Origin of the sequence: Aurantiacibacter atlanticus (assembly GCF_001077815.2) — a bacterium.
In the GTDB taxonomy this organism is placed as follows: Bacteria; Pseudomonadota; Alphaproteobacteria; order Sphingomonadales; family Sphingomonadaceae; genus Alteraurantiacibacter; species Alteraurantiacibacter atlanticus.
Genome location: NZ_CP011310.1, coordinates 65,127 through 82,855 on the forward strand (window position 1 = coordinate 65,127; position 17,729 = coordinate 82,855).

The 17,729-nt window shown below is 62.3% G+C and carries 17 protein-coding genes; 16 read left to right on the forward strand and 1 reads right to left on the reverse strand.

The window, feature by feature from the left end; all coding sequences use genetic code 11:
* Positions 1 to 12 precede the first annotated feature (12 nt).
* Genes CP97_RS00395 through CP97_RS00460 form a run of 14 tightly spaced genes read left to right on the forward strand, consistent with a single transcriptional unit; the run spans position 13 to position 15,634 of the window.
* On the forward strand, positions 13 to 1,290 hold the full coding sequence (locus CP97_RS00395) for a TraB/VirB10 family protein (protein WP_048886568.1): 1,278 nt from the start codon (positions 13 to 15) through the stop codon (positions 1,288 to 1,290).
* Positions 1,287 to 2,159: a DsbC family protein gene (locus CP97_RS00400; protein WP_048884320.1), complete on the forward strand. Its 873-nt coding sequence runs from the start codon at positions 1,287 to 1,289 to the stop codon at positions 2,157 to 2,159. Before CP97_RS00395 ends, CP97_RS00400 begins: the two co-directional genes overlap by 4 nt.
* Positions 2,156 to 2,743 (forward strand): hypothetical protein, encoded by a 588-nt coding sequence (locus CP97_RS00405; protein WP_048884321.1) that lies wholly within the window; start codon positions 2,156 to 2,158, stop codon positions 2,741 to 2,743. The genes CP97_RS00400 and CP97_RS00405 overlap by 4 nt, the downstream gene beginning before the upstream one ends.
* Entirely contained in the window at positions 2,740 to 5,283 is a 2,544-nt protein-coding gene (gene traC / locus CP97_RS00410; RefSeq protein ID WP_048884322.1) for a type IV secretion system protein TraC, read from the forward strand. The genes CP97_RS00405 and traC overlap by 4 nt, the downstream gene beginning before the upstream one ends.
* Positions 5,280 to 5,660 carry a hypothetical protein gene (locus CP97_RS00415; protein ID WP_048884323.1) on the forward strand — a complete coding sequence of 127 codons (381 nt, stop codon included), beginning with the start codon at positions 5,280 to 5,282 and terminating at the stop codon, positions 5,658 to 5,660. The genes traC and CP97_RS00415 overlap by 4 nt, the downstream gene beginning before the upstream one ends.
* Positions 5,653 to 6,039: a TrbI F-type domain-containing protein gene (locus CP97_RS00420; protein WP_227819628.1), complete on the forward strand. Its 387-nt coding sequence runs from the start codon at positions 5,653 to 5,655 to the stop codon at positions 6,037 to 6,039. The genes CP97_RS00415 and CP97_RS00420 overlap by 8 nt, the downstream gene beginning before the upstream one ends.
* Positions 6,036 to 6,557 (forward strand): S26 family signal peptidase, encoded by a 522-nt coding sequence (locus CP97_RS00425; protein ID WP_048884324.1) that lies wholly within the window; start codon positions 6,036 to 6,038, stop codon positions 6,555 to 6,557. The genes CP97_RS00420 and CP97_RS00425 overlap by 4 nt, the downstream gene beginning before the upstream one ends.
* Positions 6,554 to 7,192 carry a type-F conjugative transfer system protein TraW gene (gene traW, locus CP97_RS00430; protein ID WP_048884325.1) on the forward strand — a complete coding sequence of 213 codons (639 nt, stop codon included), beginning with the start codon at positions 6,554 to 6,556 and terminating at the stop codon, positions 7,190 to 7,192. Before CP97_RS00425 ends, traW begins: the two co-directional genes overlap by 4 nt.
* Positions 7,193 to 7,215: 23 nt before the next feature.
* Positions 7,216 to 8,202 (forward strand): conjugal transfer pilus assembly protein TraU, encoded by a 987-nt coding sequence (traU, locus tag CP97_RS00435; RefSeq protein WP_048884326.1) that lies wholly within the window; start codon positions 7,216 to 7,218, stop codon positions 8,200 to 8,202.
* On the forward strand, positions 8,199 to 8,948 hold the full coding sequence (trbC, locus tag CP97_RS00440) for a type-F conjugative transfer system pilin assembly protein TrbC (RefSeq protein WP_048884327.1): 750 nt from the start codon (positions 8,199 to 8,201) through the stop codon (positions 8,946 to 8,948). Before traU ends, trbC begins: the two co-directional genes overlap by 4 nt.
* Entirely contained in the window at positions 8,945 to 10,669 is a 1,725-nt protein-coding gene (locus tag CP97_RS00445) for a conjugal transfer protein TraN (protein ID WP_048884328.1), read from the forward strand. Before trbC ends, CP97_RS00445 begins: the two co-directional genes overlap by 4 nt.
* The gene (locus CP97_RS00450) at positions 10,666 to 11,481 is read left to right on the forward strand and encodes a conjugal transfer protein TraF (protein ID WP_048884329.1); all 816 of its coding nucleotides are present in this window, start codon (positions 10,666 to 10,668) and stop codon (positions 11,479 to 11,481) included. The genes CP97_RS00445 and CP97_RS00450 overlap by 4 nt, the downstream gene beginning before the upstream one ends.
* A complete protein-coding gene (locus tag CP97_RS00455) occupies positions 11,471 to 12,919 on the forward strand; it encodes a conjugal transfer protein TraH (RefSeq protein ID WP_048884330.1) in 1,449 nt (482 codons plus the stop codon). Before CP97_RS00450 ends, CP97_RS00455 begins: the two co-directional genes overlap by 11 nt.
* Positions 12,920 to 12,931: 12 nt before the next feature.
* Positions 12,932 to 15,634: a conjugal transfer protein TraG N-terminal domain-containing protein gene (locus CP97_RS00460; RefSeq protein ID WP_048884331.1), complete on the forward strand. Its 2,703-nt coding sequence runs from the start codon at positions 12,932 to 12,934 to the stop codon at positions 15,632 to 15,634.
* A 4-nt stretch (positions 15,635 to 15,638) separates the two neighbouring features.
* Here CP97_RS00460 and CP97_RS00465 read toward each other — a convergent pair whose 3' ends face one another.
* Positions 15,639 to 15,839, reverse strand: coding sequence for a hypothetical protein (locus CP97_RS00465; RefSeq protein WP_048886570.1), 201 nt, complete (start codon positions 15,837 to 15,839; stop codon positions 15,639 to 15,641).
* Positions 15,840 to 15,989: 150 nt separating this feature from the next.
* Between CP97_RS00465 and CP97_RS00470 the strand changes: the two genes are divergently transcribed.
* Both CP97_RS00470 and CP97_RS00475 read left to right on the forward strand, forming a co-directional pair.
* On the forward strand, positions 15,990 to 16,352 hold the full coding sequence (locus CP97_RS00470) for a helix-turn-helix domain-containing protein (protein WP_227819629.1): 363 nt from the start codon (positions 15,990 to 15,992) through the stop codon (positions 16,350 to 16,352).
* The gene (locus tag CP97_RS00475; RefSeq protein ID WP_048884332.1) at positions 16,349 to 17,644 is read left to right on the forward strand and encodes a type II toxin-antitoxin system HipA family toxin; all 1,296 of its coding nucleotides are present in this window, start codon (positions 16,349 to 16,351) and stop codon (positions 17,642 to 17,644) included. Before CP97_RS00470 ends, CP97_RS00475 begins: the two co-directional genes overlap by 4 nt.
* The last annotated feature ends 85 nt before the right edge of the window (positions 17,645 to 17,729 follow it).

Below are 17,729 nucleotides of genomic sequence, written 5' to 3' on the forward strand. Positions count from 1 at the left end.
GAAACAAAGCCCATGCCGGGGTCTCCGCAAGCCCGCGAGAGCGGCCGGCGTAACCTCAATTCCCAGATCGCGCAGCGCCAGAAGCTGCTGCTCGCCGGGATCGGGGCCATCGCGCTCACCGGCGGCGGCATGTTCATCTTCAGCGGCGATAGCGACGACGCCGGAGTGGATGCAAACGGTGCGGCAACGATCGACACCGGCGGCCTCGTCAATCGCAACCTCTCGCAGCGCGAGTTCGTGGCGAGCTACGGCAACCGCCTCGACGCGCAAGGCCGCGCGATCAAGGACCTGGAACAAGCCCAGCTGCCGACCGCACAAGTCGAAGAGGAACTCGAAGCGCTGCGCAGCGAGAATGCGCAGATGCGCTCAGACGGCCAAGCAGCGATCGACGCGATTTCTTCCGAAAACGCCGCACTGCGCTCGCAGCTAAGCGACCCGGCAAGAGCTTCTTCAGAGCCCATGCCCGTACCGCCGCCACCTGCCTATGGGCCCGGTGTTGGCCCGGGTGCAGCAATCCAGCCGCCGCAGTCCGGAGTGCAGGCACAAGGCGGCGGACTCAGCCTGATGAGTTTCGGCGCCGATGCGGGCAAGGACGGCAAGCCGCGACCGGCCGAGACAGCGCCTGCATTGCTGCTCGAAGCGAGCCGCGAATATTTGCCGCCCAACAGCTATGCACCGGCAACGGTCATTGTCGGGGTCGATGCCTCGACCGGCGTTGCCAGCCAGAGTGATCCGCTGCCCGTGGTCCTCAGGATCACCGGCCCGGCCCGTTCGGTCATGCGCGGCAACAAACTGCTTACCACCGACATCACCGGCTGCCTCGTCAACGGCGCAGCGCGCGGCGATCTCTCGGCCGAGAAGGTCTACGTCAAGCTGGTGCGCATGACCTGCGCGCAGCCTGGCGGGCGGTTCGCGGTAAGCGAGGTCAAAGGGTTCATCTCCTTTGCCGGCAAGTCCGGGGTGCGCGGCCGCGTTGTCAGCCGTGAAGGAAGCCTTGTCAGCCAGGCTCTGCTCGCCGGGATTGTCGGCGGCTTCGGACGCGGATTTTCCGCCAACGCCAACGGCATCTTCACCGGACAAGTGGGCAGCGACGGCCAGCGCGAAGCGCTCTCGCCAACCGACATTCTTGCCGGCGGCTTCGGCCAGGGTGCTGGCGAAGCTGCTGATACGGTCAGCCGCTACCTCATTGAACGCGCAGAACAATATCAACCAGTCGTCGAGATGCCGACCGGCATCGACGTCGAGATCGTCTTTCTCGACGGCGTCCATGTCAGGAGCTCCTCCAAATGAACTACAATGACCACCGGCCGGGCCTGAAGACCCGTGCCGCCCACTTCGCCCTTGCCTGCTCAGGTGCCGCTGCCGTGCTCACACTCGGTGTTTCGGCTGTAACGGCCATGCCCGCATCGGCTTCCGCGCTGGCAAGCGATGTCGCGCAGGCGCTGAAGTTGCGGCTGCCCAAGACCCCGATCGATGCGATCAGCTGCGATAAGCTCGGACCATGGTGCGAAGTCGTTTCGGGCGACACGCTGTTCTACATCGATGAGACCGCGCGCTACCTGTTCGTCGGCCGGCTCTACGACATGGAAGAGCGGCGCGACGTGACCGCTGCTCGCCTGCTCGAACTTAATCCCGACCTGCTTGCCGCCGTTGCACCGCGCGCCGGGGGCGAGACGCAACCGGGCGGCAACAAACCTCCAGCCCAGATGGCCGCAACCCGTGTCGATCTCTCCACCCTTCCGGTAGCCGGCGCGATCCACTGGGGCAATCCCAAGGGCGAAAAGCTCGTGGTCTTCTCGGACTTTCAATGCGGCTACTGCCAGCGCCTGGCAGGCGAACTCGCCAAGGCCAAGGTCCATGTCGAAGAGCGACCGATTTCGATCTTCGGCGCAGCAAGCCGTCAGGTTTCCAAAGCCGTGCTGTGCGCGAAGGATCCGGTAAAGGCTCTCCATGCTGCCTATGCCGGGCAGGCGCCAGCAACCGGCAAGACCTGTAAGCAAGCCAAGGCGCTCGATGCCAACGAGGCCTTTGCCAAGTCCAACGGTTTTACCGGGACGCCGGTGATCGTGCGCGCCCGCGATGGGGCAGTGCTCCATGGCTACCGCGATGCCGCGACCATCCGCAGCTTCGTCTCACGCGCGAAAGGAAGCGCGCAATGAGCCGGCTCGCGATCCAGCGCGCCCTCCTGCTGGCTGCGCCGCTCGTCTTGGCGAGCGGATGCACCAGCCTCGGGAGCAATGTGAAAGGCAGTTTTGCCTGCCGCGCTCCCGATGGAACCTGCGCGCCCACCTCCGCCATCGATGCCGGGGCAACCGGCATCGACCGGACCGAAATCGGGCAAGCACATCGACCCCTGCCGACGACTGGCGAAGGGGTGCGGCGCCTGCAGGTCGTATTGGCCGGCTACCGCGACGAAGCGGGCCGCGAGCACGAAGCGCGGGTCGTGCACCTCACTTTGCCTGAGCCTGCGGGAACAGGCTGGCGCGCACCGCAAGGACGCCGGGACGTTCTTCGCTCGCTGGGCGCAAGCATCGCCGCAACCCGCGAGGGCAACCCCGCACCTGATTCACGCCCGACAGAGCACCACACGAACCAAATATTGCCGGAACAGCTGTTTATCCCCTCGCAGCCCGTTCCGGCGATGCCCGGCGCAGACGCGCCGGAACCCGGGGGACCTGGCTCGTTTTCCCCTCCCCGCGAGCCGGTCCCCCACCCTGATATGGACAAGGGAGAAAGCCAGTGACGCTATCCTTAGCCGCAGCGCGCGACGCGCTATCGCGCAGGCTTTTTGCCGATACGGCGCGACCCGAAAGAGATCGCGCGCATTTCGGGCTCGATATGCTCTCGGACTGGCTCCCTTACCGGGTCTATGACGAGGGCGCGAAGCTCTACCGCAATGCGCGCTCGAAAGGCTTCGTCCTCGAAGTCACCCCGCTGATCGGAGCTGACGAACAGACCGGCGAGATCCTCGGGCAGTTCTTCTCCGAAGGGCTGCCGCAGGGTGCCTGCCTTCAGGTTCTGAACTTTGCTTCCCCGCGGATCGGCAATGTCGTCGCCCCCTGGTTCGCCCCGCGCTACGAGCAGGGCGGGATCTACGAGGCTATCGCCAGGGCCCGGACAAAGCGCCTCTATGACCTCGTCTGGAATTCGGGCTCGGCGCATGCGCCCTTCCATGCCCGCAATGTCCGGGTGATCGTCTCGCTCGGCGTGCCGGTTCCCGGCAGCGTGACCGACGCCGAGCTCACCGAATGCCGCGAAGGCCTGATGGGCATGCTCCATTCGCTCGGGCTGCAGGCACAGGAACTGCGCCCGAACGGGCTGCTGGCGCTGATCGACGAGCTGACCTCGCCGACCACCGCGCATGAGCCGGACATCCATGCGTGGAATCCGCATGACACGCTCCAGGCCCAGGCGATCCGGCGTGATATCGAGCTCGAAATCGAGGATGATCGCATGATCCTGCGAACCGAACGGTTCCGCGAGACCGGGCGCGACGCGCACGGCCACCCCGAAGTGGGCGAATGCTACCCCGATCATTTCGATATGCGCCATTATGCCGTGCGCTCGACCCCTGAACGCTGGGCGCCCTGGGAATGCGCGCGGCTGATCGGCGACATGTTTGCCGACAAGCTGCGCTTTCCCTGCCCCACAGCGACCATGCTGTGCCTCGTCTATCCCGACCAGGAAGCGGCGTCGGCGCGGGCGGGCTTCAAGTTCATGCGCACGACCAGCCTCAGCCAGACCAAAAGCGCGAGCTTCCTGCCCAAGCTTGCCGAACAGTCGGCCGAGTGGCGCCATGTCCAGGCCGAGCTCCAGGCGGGCAAGAAGCTCGTGAAACTGTTCTATGGCCTCACCAGCATTTCGCCGCTCGGCCAGGGTGATGCGCATGAGCGGGTGATCAAGGCGATCTACAAGGCGGCAGGCTGGGATCTCGCCGACGAGCGTTTTCTCCAGCTCCAGGGCCTTGTCGCAGCATTTCCCATGAGCCTTGCCGACGGGCTTGCCGACGACATGACGCGCCTCAAACGCTTGAAGACCATGCTCTCGACCACGGCGGCGCATATCGCCCCGATGCAGGGCGAGTATCTGGGCGGGGCCATCCCGCACTTGCTGCTCGTTGGCAGGCGCGGCCAGCCTTTCTGGTGGTCGCCGTTCGAGAACGATGCGGGCAACCACAATATCGCGATCTGCGGCAAATCAGGCTCGGGTAAATCCGTGCTGCTGCAGGAGCTTTGCGCTGCCCTTCGCGGTGCGGGCGCCAAAGTCGTTGTGATCGATGACGGGCGCAGCTTCGAGCATTCGGTGAAGCTCCAGGGCGGGCGTTTTGTCGAGTTCACGCTTGCTTCGGGTTTTTCGCTCAATCCCTTCTCGATGGTCGACGATGTCCGCGCTCACGAGGATGAGGATTACCGGCTCGACTGTATCGCGATGATCAAGGCCATGGTCGGCCAGATGGCCCGGCCCAGCTCCGCGCCAAGCGATACCGAGCGCGGCCTTATCGACCAGGCCGTGACCGCAACCTGGGAAGCGCTTGGCAGCGGCGCGTCGGTCGATGATGTCGCGCATGCGCTGCAAGGCTCGGAAAGTGAAGCCGGGCGCGATCTTGCTACCGCGATCGCGCCGTTCTGCCGGGGCGGAAGCTACGGCGGGTTCTTCTCGGGCAAGGCCAGCTTTGCGCTCGATGATGATTTCACCGTCTTCGAGATGAGCGATCTTGCAAGCCGTGAGGAACTGCGAAGCGTGGTCCTCTCAGCAATCATGTTCATGACCGGACAGGCCATGACGCGCAGTTCGCGTAGCACCAAGAAGCTGCTGCTGATCGACGAGGCCTGGGCGATGCTCAAGGGCGGCTCGATGGGCGAGTTCGTTGAGACCTATGCCCGCACCGCGCGCAAATATGGCGGCGCGCTCGCGACTGCGACCCAATCGCTCAACGACTACTACAAGTCCGATGGCGCGCGCGCTGCACTCGAGAACAGCGACTGGATGCTGGTGCTACAGCAGAAGGCCGAGACCATCGCCGATTTCCGCAGCCAAGCGCGGCTCGACATGGACGACCGCACCGAGACGCTGATCCGCAGCCTCAAGCGCTCGGGCACCGAGTACAGCGAGATCTTTATCAAGGGACCCGAGACCGAAGCGGTCGGACGCCTCGTGCTCGATCCGTTTTCGGCGACGATCTATTCCTCCGATCCCGACACCTATGCCGCGATCCAGGAATGCGAGCGGCGCGGGCACAGCCTCGCCGATGCGATCCGGATCGTTGCGGGAGACGCGCAATGATGAGCTCGCATCTTGCCGACAGGATCGAACCGGCAAATCTCAAAGCATTCCTGCCCTTCTTGCAGGGAACGTGTTTCATCCTGATCGAGACGACGCGCTTCGCCGCGACTTCGCTTCTCATCGCGCTTGGCCTGCCGCTCGCGCTGTTCCTGTTTGTCGCAGGCTGGGATTTGCACGCGCTTTTCAGCCAGCTCGGCAATTTGTCGGACCGCTATCTCGAGGCCGAAGGACTGCGCCGCAGCCTGTTCAGCCAGGACCTCAAGGTCTGCTTTCTGATCACAGCTGGCGCGGTGACGCTGTTTCGCATGCCGCACTTCCTCCAGCGGCTCGCGGCCGATCTCGATAGCGATCCCAACAAGGAGCCGAGCCGTGGCTGACACCAACCGATTACAATCATTTAATCAACCTCTGCTGCTGAAGATTGCCGCCGTACTGGCCATCGCTGCCGCGCTGCTCTGGGCAGCCTGGGTCAGCCGCGAGCTAACCGAGCCCCGCCAGGAAATCGTCACGGTCAGGCTTGCCGAGACCATTGCCGCTTTTGTCGATGCCGAAGCGCGCGAAACCCGTGATCCCGAGACCAGCCAGGCGCGCGTGCTCGCCTTCCTCAAGGCCTCCGAACGCGCAGTGACAGATATGGGAACAGGTGGCCGCGTGGTGCTGGTCGGTGAAGCGGTGCTTGCAGGCGGCGCGCCCGACGCGACCGAAGAACTCCGCATGCGGATCGCCGGCCAGCTCGGACAAGGAGACGGGCAATGAAAAGCCTGTCCAAGCGTCTTGCGCAAACCCTCAAACGCCCGCTCGTACTCACCGCGCTCGTCCTGCTTCCCCTGGGATGGAGCGCCGTCGATGCGTTCGCAAAAGATCACGCCTTCCTGATCAATGCCAGCCCGAGCCTGCCCAACTGGGCCTTCTGGCTCGATCGTGCTGCACCTATCACGCGCGGCAGTCTGATCTTCTTTGAGCCTCCGGCGAGCGACCTCGTCGAAGCCCATTTCGGGAAAGGCGCCCAGCTCTTCGGCAAGCGGGTGCTTGGTGTACCGGGCGATGTCGTGAGCCACCACGGCCACGAGGTCTTCATCAACGGCCGCAAGATCGCCGCGCGCCTTGATGAAACACGGCTTGGAATCACGCTCCACCAGGGACCTGAGGGTCCGATCCCCGAAGGCTGTTTCTACACCGGGACCGACCATCCGCGCGGGCTCGACAGCCGCTACGCCGAGATCGGTTTCATCTGCCGCGGCCAGATCCTTGGCAGCGGGAGGGCAATCCTGTGAGAAAGCTCCTGGCCCCATCGATCCTGCTTGCAGCCCTGCTTTGCCCGGCGCAGGCACTCGCCCGAGACTATGGCCAGCGCGGCACGGTCTTTCCGGTGATCGAACGCGACCTGCTCGAACAGATTCAGTCCCGCCTTATGCAGATGGAACAATCGGGCGAGACTGCGCGCCTCAACGGAGAGCTGAAGCGCCGCACGATCGCCCGCGTGAACCGACCCGATCCGGTCACCGGAATTGCCCGGGCTACCGAAGCGCGGCGCTGGCAATTCGATCCGACGATCACGCTGGCTGCCGATATCAGGGGTGCGAAAGGCGAGTTGATCCATGCCGCCGGCACAAGGGTCAATCCGCTCGACAGCGTCCAATTGCGCGGCGATCTCCTGTTCCTCGACGGCGACGATCCCGACCAGCTTGCCTGGGCGCTGAAGCAGGATGCCAATGCCAAGCTGATCCTGGTGAGAGGTGCTCCGCTCGAGCTGATGAAGGCGCGCCAGCGCCGCTTCTATTTCGACCAGGGCGGCAAGCTTACGGCAAAGTTCGGGATCAGGTCAGTGCCGGCGCGCGTGCGTCAGCAAGGTCGTCTGCTCGAGATCAGCGAAATCGCGTTGCCGCCCAAAAGGAGGCCAGCCCTGTGAAACTCTTTCGCAAACTCGCTCTTATGCTCGTTGCCGTACTCGGCCTTGCGACCGCGACGCCCGCCATGGCCGATGCAGGCCCCGGCAAATGCACCGGCAGCTTCGTCAACCCGATCACCGACATCTGCTGGTCGTGCCTGTTCCCTATCTCGATCGGCGGGCTGGATATCTGGCCCTCGAACCGTCCCGATCCCGACAATCCTGACCTGCCCGTGTGCCTCTGCGGTATCAGGCCCGGCATCGCCATGGGGTTCTGGGAGCCGGTCCGGCTTGCCGATGTCAGCATGAAGCCGTGGTGCTTCGTCAACCTTGGCGGCACGAAACTCGATCCTGGCTTCGATATTGGCTTCCGCTCGATCTCGGGGCCTTCGGCGGTCGGCGGCGCCAGCCAGTATTATTCAAGCTGGCACGTCCACTGGTACGCCTATCCGCTGATTTACTGGATGGAGATCGTCGCCGATTTCTTGTGTCTTGAACCGGGCTCGATCGACATTCTCTACATCTCCGAGATCGATCCGCTGTGGCAGGACAGCGAACTCACCGCGATCATCAATCCTGAGGCCGTGCTGTTCGCCAACCCGTTGGCGCTCGCCGCCTGTGCCGCCGATTGCGCAGCCTCGACCGCGAATCTGCCGATCGACGAGATGTTCTGGTGCGCGGGCTGCCAGGGTTCGATGTACCCAATGAACGGCAATGTCTCGGCCTCGATCGGGCATGTTCAGGCCTCGCGGCTCGTGCTTTCGCGTTTCGCCTACAAGCTTCACCGCGAGCTCGTCTCCTGGGGAACGATGGGCTCCAAGGGCCTGTGCGGAAAATATCTGATGCCGGTCATGCGCAAGCAGCAATACCGCTTCCAGGCCACCAACCCCAATCCGGCGACGAGCGGACGCTACGCCTGCCCGCCGATCGGTACATCCACCACGCTTCAGGAACCCGGACAGGTCATTCCCGCCATCGGCGAGGACATGGGATACCTCGTCTGGCGCAAACGGAATTGCTGCGCGCTATGAACAAGCTTCTCATCTTTTTACCCGTTGGCCTCACACTCTCGCTGGGCGGCCTGGCGCTGGCCCAGAGCGATCCCGACGGCATCGACCTCGAGTCAATTCGCGAGCGCGCAGCCCAGCATACCGAAGAGGCTCAAGCGCTCGCGACCAATGTCCGCGAACGTGCCGAAGCCCTGACCGAGGATGCGCAAGGCGTCCAGGTCCAGGCGCAGGCCAACCGCGCGTCCTATGCGGATAGCATCGCAGTCACCAAGACGGACGCCGCCCTCGACTTCGACGCGATGATCGCGGGCCAGGCGGTGACCGAAAAAGCATCGCTCGGGGCAAGCCCGCGCTTTATCGCCTTTGCCAGCCTGTCGATGCCGCCAGCGGCCTTGAAGGCGCTCGTCCATGACATGACGCGGGCAGGCGGCGTCACCGTGCTGCGCGGCTTTCCGCAAGGAAACAGCGCAGCCTTCAAGAAGCGACTCGCTGCGATCTGGAGCGACAGTAATGAGGCTGGATCGCTCGGCATCGATCCCCGACTGTTTCGCGCCTTCCAGATCGAAGCCGCGCCGAGCTTCGTCATGCTCAGCACCGACTTCGCGCCGTGCGACGGGTTCGACTGCACCAGCAACGTGCCGCCGCACGACCGCATCGCGGGCAATATCAGCGTGGGAGAGGTCCTCGAGACTTTCGCCTCGGGCCAGGGGCCAGGAGCGGAGCTCGCCCGCCTTCACATGAACCGCATGCAAGGAGACCAGCGATGAGGCGCTTTCCATTGCTTAGGGCAGCAGCATTCGCCGCCAGCCTCCTCGCCGCGCCCGTGGCAGCGCAGCAGCAAGACGCGAGGGCGGACGGCAAGACGTTCGGGGAAAGCCTGCGCGATGACGCGCAGCGAGCGGCGCAAACCCAGCCCGACGCGGCAGACCTTCCCAATTATGACCGCAACGCGGTGCGCGGCCTCGAGGCGCTCAACGATGATCCCGACCGAATCGAAAGCAATGCGGCGACTGCTGCAACCAGCCACCAGGGATATCAGGCCATGCGCGACAGCATTGCCAACCGTGCCCGTTTTGACAGCGCTGAAATCGAGGACGTTATCGCGCGAAGTCTCGCGATCAACGAGACCCCGCTCGATTACACCAGCGGCATGACGGTCACCGGCAGCCAGGGCGCCTGCGTTCCGCTGCCGCCAGGATCGGCAAGCGCGGGGACCTACACCGCCACCTGCAACTCAGGGACCCGCATTAAGCAGTCGGCAGCGCAGTGCACGGTTCCGCTCATTGCAAGCGTGACCCAGCGCCAGCAATGGCACTATCTGTGCAACGACACTGGAGCGAGCTTCGGCTTGCCATGGTGTTCGTCGTTTGACGGTGGTTCTTGCCGGATCACCGGGTACCGACCCGGCCCGTGTCTCCAGTGGTACGGCAGCGGATCCGGCCACTTTTGCTCGGAACCCGGCGATCCCATCGCCGAGATTTCCTGCGATGCGCCCGATCCTCGGCATACGCCCTATGCAGTCACGACAGATCGGACAGTCGATACCGCGTCCGACGAAAGCCAGTGTCTTGGCTTGTCGGATAACAGCGACTGCACGCTCGATACCGAGATCTGCACCGACAGCTCTCCGGAGACCCGGATCATCAACGGCGTATCGGTAACTCGGTCCTGCTGGGAATGGCAGCGCAGCTACACCTGTACATCGCGCGAAGCGGCGTCCGACTGCTCGGACATCGAGAGCCAGGGCACCTGCCGCTTCCTGCGCGAAGAATGCCTCACCGACGAAACGCCCTGCGAGACCTGGGAGCGGATCTACGAATGCCCACTACCGGCAGGTGCTACCGAGACAACCCAATATGTCTGCGACGGCGATGTCTATTGCATTGATGGATCCTGCGAGACGATCGAGCGCACTGCGAATGACGAGTTCAAGGACGCGGTCACCGCGCTCCATGCCATGGACGAGGCGCGCGGGGCATTTGATCCTGATACGCTGACGCTGTTTCGGGGTACGCGCAACACCTGCTCGTCCAAGGTCTTTGGCGTGCTCAATTGCTGCAAGGGCAAGGGCTTCCCGCTGATCCCCGGGATCAGCCTGCTGGTCGCGCTCGGCTGTGACCGCGAGGAAGTTCTGCTCCACGAACGCGATGCGCAAGGCCTGTGCGCCTACGTCGGAACCTATTGCTCGGACAAGTTCCTCGGCGTCTGCCTGACCAAGCGCAAAGCCTATTGCTGCTTTGAATCCAAGCTGGCGCGCATCCTCCAGGAGCAGGGCCGCCGCCAGCTGCCCAAGCCGTGGGACAAGCCCAAGGAAGAACAATGCGAGGGCTTCACGCTCGATGAGTTCGCACAGCTTGATCTCAGCCAGATGGATTTCAGCGAGGTCTATGCCGAGTTCACCGAGGCGGCGCGGCTGCCCGACGAGCTCGAGACCAGCATTCTCATCCAGCAAAAGATCGAAGACTACTATGCAAGGAGTGGCCAATGACTTGCCGCCAATTGATAGCCGTCCTGACACTATGGCTTGCTGCTCTGGCTCCCAGCCCGGCATTCGCACAGCAAACCCAAACGGCAGATGAGGCTGCTTCGGCTGACAGTCTCTACTGCGAGCAGCGCCGGCTCGGCTACTGGTTCTATTGCGTAAAGCCGGTGCCGGCAGCCGAGCCGGACGCGGCTGAGACTGCAGAAGAGGTTGCGGCAACGCAGCAGCTCGACGCGATCACCGGAGAACTGCGGGAGCTGAAAGCCCGCGCCATTCTCTATCCGACACCGGAAAACGTCACCGCTTATATCCGTTTCCAACGGGCTCAGCTCGACCGGGCCTCCCTGTTCTCCGATGTCTGGCAGCGCGCGATCTGGCAGGATCCCGAACTCGACTACACGCTCGAACGCCCGGTCGGCGCGCTTGCCAAGAAGCAATGGCAGGACGCCCGCGCTGCCGACCGCGACGCGGTGATGGCAAGGCTCTCCGAGCGCTACGGCCTGTTCTATTTCTTCGCCCAGACCTGCGGCGCCTGCGAGGTCATGAGCCCGATCGTCAGATCGGTGGCGGACCGCTGGCACCTAACTGTGCGGGCGATCTCCACCGACGGCGGGCCGTCGCGGCATTTCCCCGACTACAAGGTCGAAAGCGGCCAGCGCCCCCGCATGGGCCTCGAGCCCGGGATCACCCCGGCGCTGGTGCTGTGGGACAGCATCGCGAAGCGCCCGATCCCGATCGGTTATGGCGTGCTCTCGGCCGATGAGCTCCAGGACCGCATCTACCTCCTCACGGCAAAGGAAGCTGGCCATGATTACTAGAATTCGAAACACGGCGTTGGCCCTTGCCGCAGCAAGCATGGTCGCAAGTCCGCTCACCGCTCCAGCCTCAGCCAATGTTGGCGACAGCATGGACCGCTTCATGGACGACATGGGCGCAGCGGCGAATGTCACCGGCCCGACCGCGTTTGAAGGCCAGTCGGCGGGCTATTACAGTCTCGGCAATGTCTGGACGCGCTTCCCGCAGAAGACGACCAACATCGCCAATCTGCAACTTCCGAGAGCAAGGGCGGGCTGCGGCGGGATCGACATCTTCGCCGGGTCCTTTTCGTTCATCAATGCAAGCGAGATGGTCGCGCTTCTGAAGGCGGTGGCCAACAACGCGGTTGGGTTCGCCTTCAGCCTGGCGATCGATACCGTTTGCCCTGAGTGCAATAAGATCATGCAGGAGTTCAGCCAGAAAGCGCAGCTGATGAACAATCTCTCGATCAACTCCTGCGAGATGGCGCAGGGGCTGGTCGGCGGCGTCTGGCCCAAGGGCGATCTGGCCGACAAGGCAATCTGCGAAGCAATCGGCAATTCCGAAGGTATCTTCACCGACTACGCCGCCGCCAAGCATGGCTGCGGCACGCGCGGACAGCGCAGCTCAACCAACGAAGGCGCGGGAGCCGACTACGCCGACGTTAATCCGGGAATCCCACGCAATTACACCTGGCATGTTCTCAAGCAGAGCGCCTTCTTCAACCCCGGCGGCACCTTCGACCGTGACCTCGCCGAATACGCGATGACGCTCATCGGCACGGTGATCTACGTGCCGCCGCGAGACGACGAGCCGGGCAAGTTCGTACCCTTTGCAGGCGATGCCTCATCGACGCTGGTGACGGCATTGCTCGACGGGACGCAGGGCCAGTCGGTGCGGGTGTTCCAGTGCGACGAACCGGACCAGTGCCTTGACCCCGCCTTCCAGCAGTTGAACCTGTCCGACGCACAGGCCATTCGTCCACGCGTCGCCCGGATGATCGGTAGCATGGTCGAGGCCATTCGCAGCGACACCGCGATCGGAGACGAGGAAAAGGAACTGCTCCAGGTGGCATCGGTGCCGCTCTACAAGATCCTGACCGTTCAGGCGGCCTACGGGCGCGGCATGCCGACTGACGATCGCGACACGCTCGCAGAGATAGCCAGCATCGATCTCCTCTATGCCATTCTCGAACGCATTACCGCCGAGGCAGGACGGTCGATGGCGAGTTTCATCGCAGCTGATGAAGCCAAACTCGCAATCTGGCGCGCGCAGGTCGCGGAAGTCCGGTCCAGCCTCGCCCAGCGGCAGGCGACCGGCCAGGCGCGGGTCTCGGCGATCATGCAGATCATCGAGAAGACGGCGATGATTGAAAACATGCTCGCAGCCTCGATGTCCCCGTCGATGGCCGCCGCACTCGACTGGTCGCGCGGGATGCAGTCCCGCTCGATCATTCCATAAGGATCAGCGAGAATGGTTGAGATCTTCACGGTCGGCGGCGGCGAATACATCGTCAACGTACTGAATGCGGTTGCCGCATGGACCGGCGCTGGCGGCTACAAGAGCCTGATCCAGGTTGCGCTGGTGATGGGCATGGCGCTGGCGGTCATCGTTGTGGCTTTCAACCAGGACTGGCGCGCGTGGCTCAACTGGTTCCTCGGCGCGACGCTGATCTACATGTGCCTGATGGTGCCGCGGATGGATGTGCAGGTCACTGACCGGGTCAATCCCAGCCTTGCACCGGCGACGGTCGACAATGTTCCGCTCGGGCTTGCCCTGATGGCAAGTTTCACGAGCCAGGCGGGTGATTATCTGACCCGCTCAGCTGAACTCGTTTTCGGCCTGCCCGACGACCTCAACTACTCGAAGAACGGTATGATCTACGGCGCACGCCTGCTCGAGGCGACGAAATCGCTGCACATTGCCGATCCCGAGTTCGCCACCAATTTCGACGAACACGTACAACAATGCGTGTTCTATGATCTGTTGCTTGGTCGCTACTCGATGAAGGAGCTTTCCGAGAGCGACGACATCTGGGCGAGCATCGCACCGGGCAGCGCGGCACGAGCGCAGAAATTCCTGACCCGGCAAGCCGACGACAGTGTCATTGCTTCCATCATCACCTGCCGCGAAGCCTACACAGAGCTTTCGGGTCAATGGACGAGCATGATTGACGAGATGACGCTTGTCGCAGGACGCCAGCTTTATCCGCGCCAGACCGAAGCGCTCGCGAGGGCCAAACTGATGGCCGACCTGCCCGTTGCCTACCAGTATCTCACTGGTATCTCGCGTAGCGCGAGCGATATCTTCCGCCAGGTGTTGACCATCAACGCCATGAATCAGGCGATGCACGGCTTTGCAGGCGCAAGCGGTACGAGCAGTGTCGATGTTTTCGCGCAGACCCGCGCCGACATCCAGACCGAGCGCACCTATTCCTCGATTGCGCACAACGCGATGAAATGGGTGCCTATCCTCAATGTCGTTCTGACAGTGGTATTCTACGCGCTATTCCCGGTTCTCTTTCCACTGTTCCTGATGCCGAAGACTGGTCCGATTGCGCTCAGGGGCTACGTCACCGGCTTCTTCTACCTTGCCGCTTGGGGTCCGCTGTTCGTGATCCTGCACATGATCCTTATGTTCAAGGGCGCGGGCGATGTCGCCGCTGCCGGTGGCAGTTCGGGCCTTAGTCTTGCGACCTTTGCCGGTATGAGCGACGTCAACAGCGATATCGGTATCCTCGCCGGCTATCTCGTCGCCTCGATTCCCTTCCTAGCGGGCGGAGTGGCGCGCGGTGCGCTGGCGATCTCGGGACAGGCGACCAGCTACCTCAATCCGAGCCAGAACGCTGCCGAGGAGGCTGCACGCGAAGCCAGCACTGGCAATGTCTCTCTCGGCAATTCGAACATCGACAATTCGACAGTGTTCTCGCGGCAGTTCGCCCAAGGCAATCTTGCACCCAACATCGCCTACGGCGCAGCGCAAACGCGCGGTTTCAGTGACAGCGGTACCCAGACCACGAGCTTCCCTGATGGCGAGTTCGCTGCGGTCCCGAACTCCAGTTACCCGTTCACCCCGACGCTGGGGCAGGATTTCACAGGGCGTCTTGGAACGATGGCGAGCCAGAGCCGCACGCAAAGTGAGACCTATGCCAACCTCGCCCAGCAATCGACGAGCTCGGCGGTCACCCGGTTCAGCGAGATCCGCAACGCCTACAGCCAGGGCCGCAGTTCCGAGACGATCAGCGGGGTCGGTACGAACGACAGCGTCGGCACAGCATTCAACGAAGTCGACAACGCTTCGAGAGCGCTCCAGCAACAGTTTGGCCTGTCCCGGCGGGCTTCCGACGACATCACCGTGTCATGGTTCTTGAATGGAGAAGCGTCTGCTGGTGTAGGAGGCGATTTGGGGCCAGTAACTCTCGGAGGTAAAGCAAGAGGCGGTCGCAACCAGTCATGGACCGACAGCGACATTGGGATCGCCTCGGAAGATCGTAGCAGGATTACTGGATCGCTGCGCCAGCTTTCCGACAGTCGCAACTGGTCGAACACACGCGAGGGCTTCCTGCGTGAGACGAGCACAAGCTCGGTATCTCAGGTCTCGACCAGTTCGTCCGGTCTTAGCCGATCATTGACCGAGGCCGAGAGCTACACGCGCGAAGCGCGCCGCGCCGAAGAGATGGCCAGCCGTCTCGAAACCCAGGCTGGCTGGTATGAGGCCAACAGCTCTGCAGGCACGCTTAACCTGAGCCAGGCCTATCGCGACTGGGGCATGGCCGAGATCGAAGCCAATCGCGACTACTACGGACCGGTTCGCTTCGATGACATCGAGTTCCAGATGAGCTCACGCGGCCAGCAGCTGCAGTCACGGTTTGTCGAAAGCTACGCTGATCAGTTGCAGGAGGACATCGAAGGCGATCTCTCTCTGCCGGCATTCTCGCCTGTTAGCCGACCTGGTATCGGAAGTGCAGGGCAAGTGCGCGCAAGAGGAGCTGTGGGGTCTGCGGGTGGCCCCGCCATGCCCGACGCGCCCGATCGGTCAGGGATCGCGGATGAAGTCGAGCGGGCTCGCCGACGGGGTCAGGCACGGATTGGAACTGTAAGAGGATATGTGGATCGCCAAACGCAGGACGCGACTGGCGCAAGCGAGGAAGCTGCTGATGATGTGAAGGAGTGGTAGCTCGTCAAAGCACGAGATCGTAGACGATGACAAAGATCACAAAGGCCGCAAGTAATGCTAGTGCTGTGATGATCTTCGCACGTCCCCATGGATCAGCCCAAGCCTTCTTCCACGAATAGGCCGTGAGACGGTTTTCGGAGATGGCACGATCTATCTCTCGTAGGCCCTCCCAGTCCTTTTCCTTCTGATCGTTATGGTCATCCATATCTACCACTCCTAACCCCATTGATAATGTATCGATTATGACGCATTAACCGCTATATGATCTTTTATGCTTCGATATTGACACATTATAGATAGGAATGCAAAGACGCAAAATTGCTACACAAACCTCCATATTGGAGATAATGTCTCGATGATGACGCATTATGACTCGCCTGACTTACGTCCGCTCTCGGTGCTGCTGTCCGACCTCGGCCAGCAGATCGAAGCCTACCGTATATCACGCAATCTCAAACAGGCCGAGCTTGCGGAGATGGCAGGCATCTCCCGTTCAACGCTCACTCGGCTGGAAGCCGGCAATGGCGGGACGATCGACAGTCTTGCCAGAATTATGCGTGCGCTCGACATCGAGGATCGTCTGCTGGATATCGTGCCCGATGCTAAGCTGAGTCCGCTCGACCCACGGTCAGTCACGGGCAAGGCACGGCAACGAGTGCGGAAGTCTTCCGAAAGTGCGCCCAATGAGGAATGGAGTTGGGGTGACGAGGCCCCATGAGCCGCGCAGTCGTCAATCTTTGGGGCCGGCAGATCGGTGCCGTGCTGTGGGATGAGGACCGCGATGTCGGGGTCTTCGAATACACTCCGGAATTTAGTCGCAGCGGTATCGAGGTCGCCCCGCTCACCATGCCGGTGCGCAGCGGCGTCTACGATTTCCCTGCACTGAACCATGACACCTTCAAGGGTCTGCCAGGAATGCTTGCCGACAGCCTGCCCGATAAGTTCGGCAACGCTCTCATCAATCGCTGGCTAGCAGAACAGGGCCGTACCACCGACAGCTTCGATCCGGTCGAGCGCCTTTGCTACACCGGTCGCAGGGGCATGGGCGCGCTCGAGTTTGAGCCATCGACAGGCGAGCGCCGCGAACAGGGCGGTCCCGTTGACATCGCGCCGCTTGTTGAACTGGCCAACCGTGTGCTTGCCGCGCGAGAAGAACTCACCGGCGTCCTGAAGGGCGACGATGATCATCACGCGCTTCAGGAAATCCTCCGCGTCGGGACATCCGCCGGTGGCGCGCGCGCCAAAGCGGTTCTCGCTTGGAACGAAGAGACAGGAGAATTCCACTCCGGCCAGCTGACGGCGGGTCCGGGCTATACCCAATGGTTGGTCAAGTTCGATGGCGTGTCGGGCAATGCCGACAAGGAACTTGCCGACCCGATGGGCTTCGGTCGCCTCGAATACGCCTGTTATCTGCTAGCCCTAGAAGCCGGTGTCACCATGGCCCGCTCTCGCCTGCATGAAGAAGGCGGGCGGGCGCACTTCATGACCCAACGGTTCGACCGCACGGCAGACGGCAAAAAGCTGCATATGCAGTCACTTTGCGCGATGCGTCACTTCGATTTCAATCAGGCCCGGGCCTATAGCTACGAACAGGCGATCGAGACCATCCGGATGCTCGGACTTGGCCGTGATGCAATCAAAGAACAGGTGCGGCGAGCGCTCTTCAATGTCTTCATCCGCAACCAGGACGACCACACCAAGAACATCGCTTTCCTTATGGATCGTTCTGGCCGCTGGAGCCTCTCACCGGCCTATGATATTGTGTATGCCTACAATCCCAGCGGAGACTGGACAAACGAACATCAGATGTCTCTGGCCGGCAAGACCGACGAATTCGATTTGGAAGACCTAATCGCCTTTGGTACGTTCGCAGATCTCAAACCTGTCGAAACCAAAGCCATCATCTCAGACATACAATCTGCAATCCTTGGCTGGACTAACGTGACCCGTGAAGCGGGCGTGTCCAAGAGTATGGCAGAGCAGGCTCTTAACGGATTCAGGTCCCTTTAGGCTTGCCCTATTGGTAATTACATTCGAGAAATTATAGGCAAATTGAGCTTGAAGGCACGACCGGGCACTGAGTTTCAATCGTTCA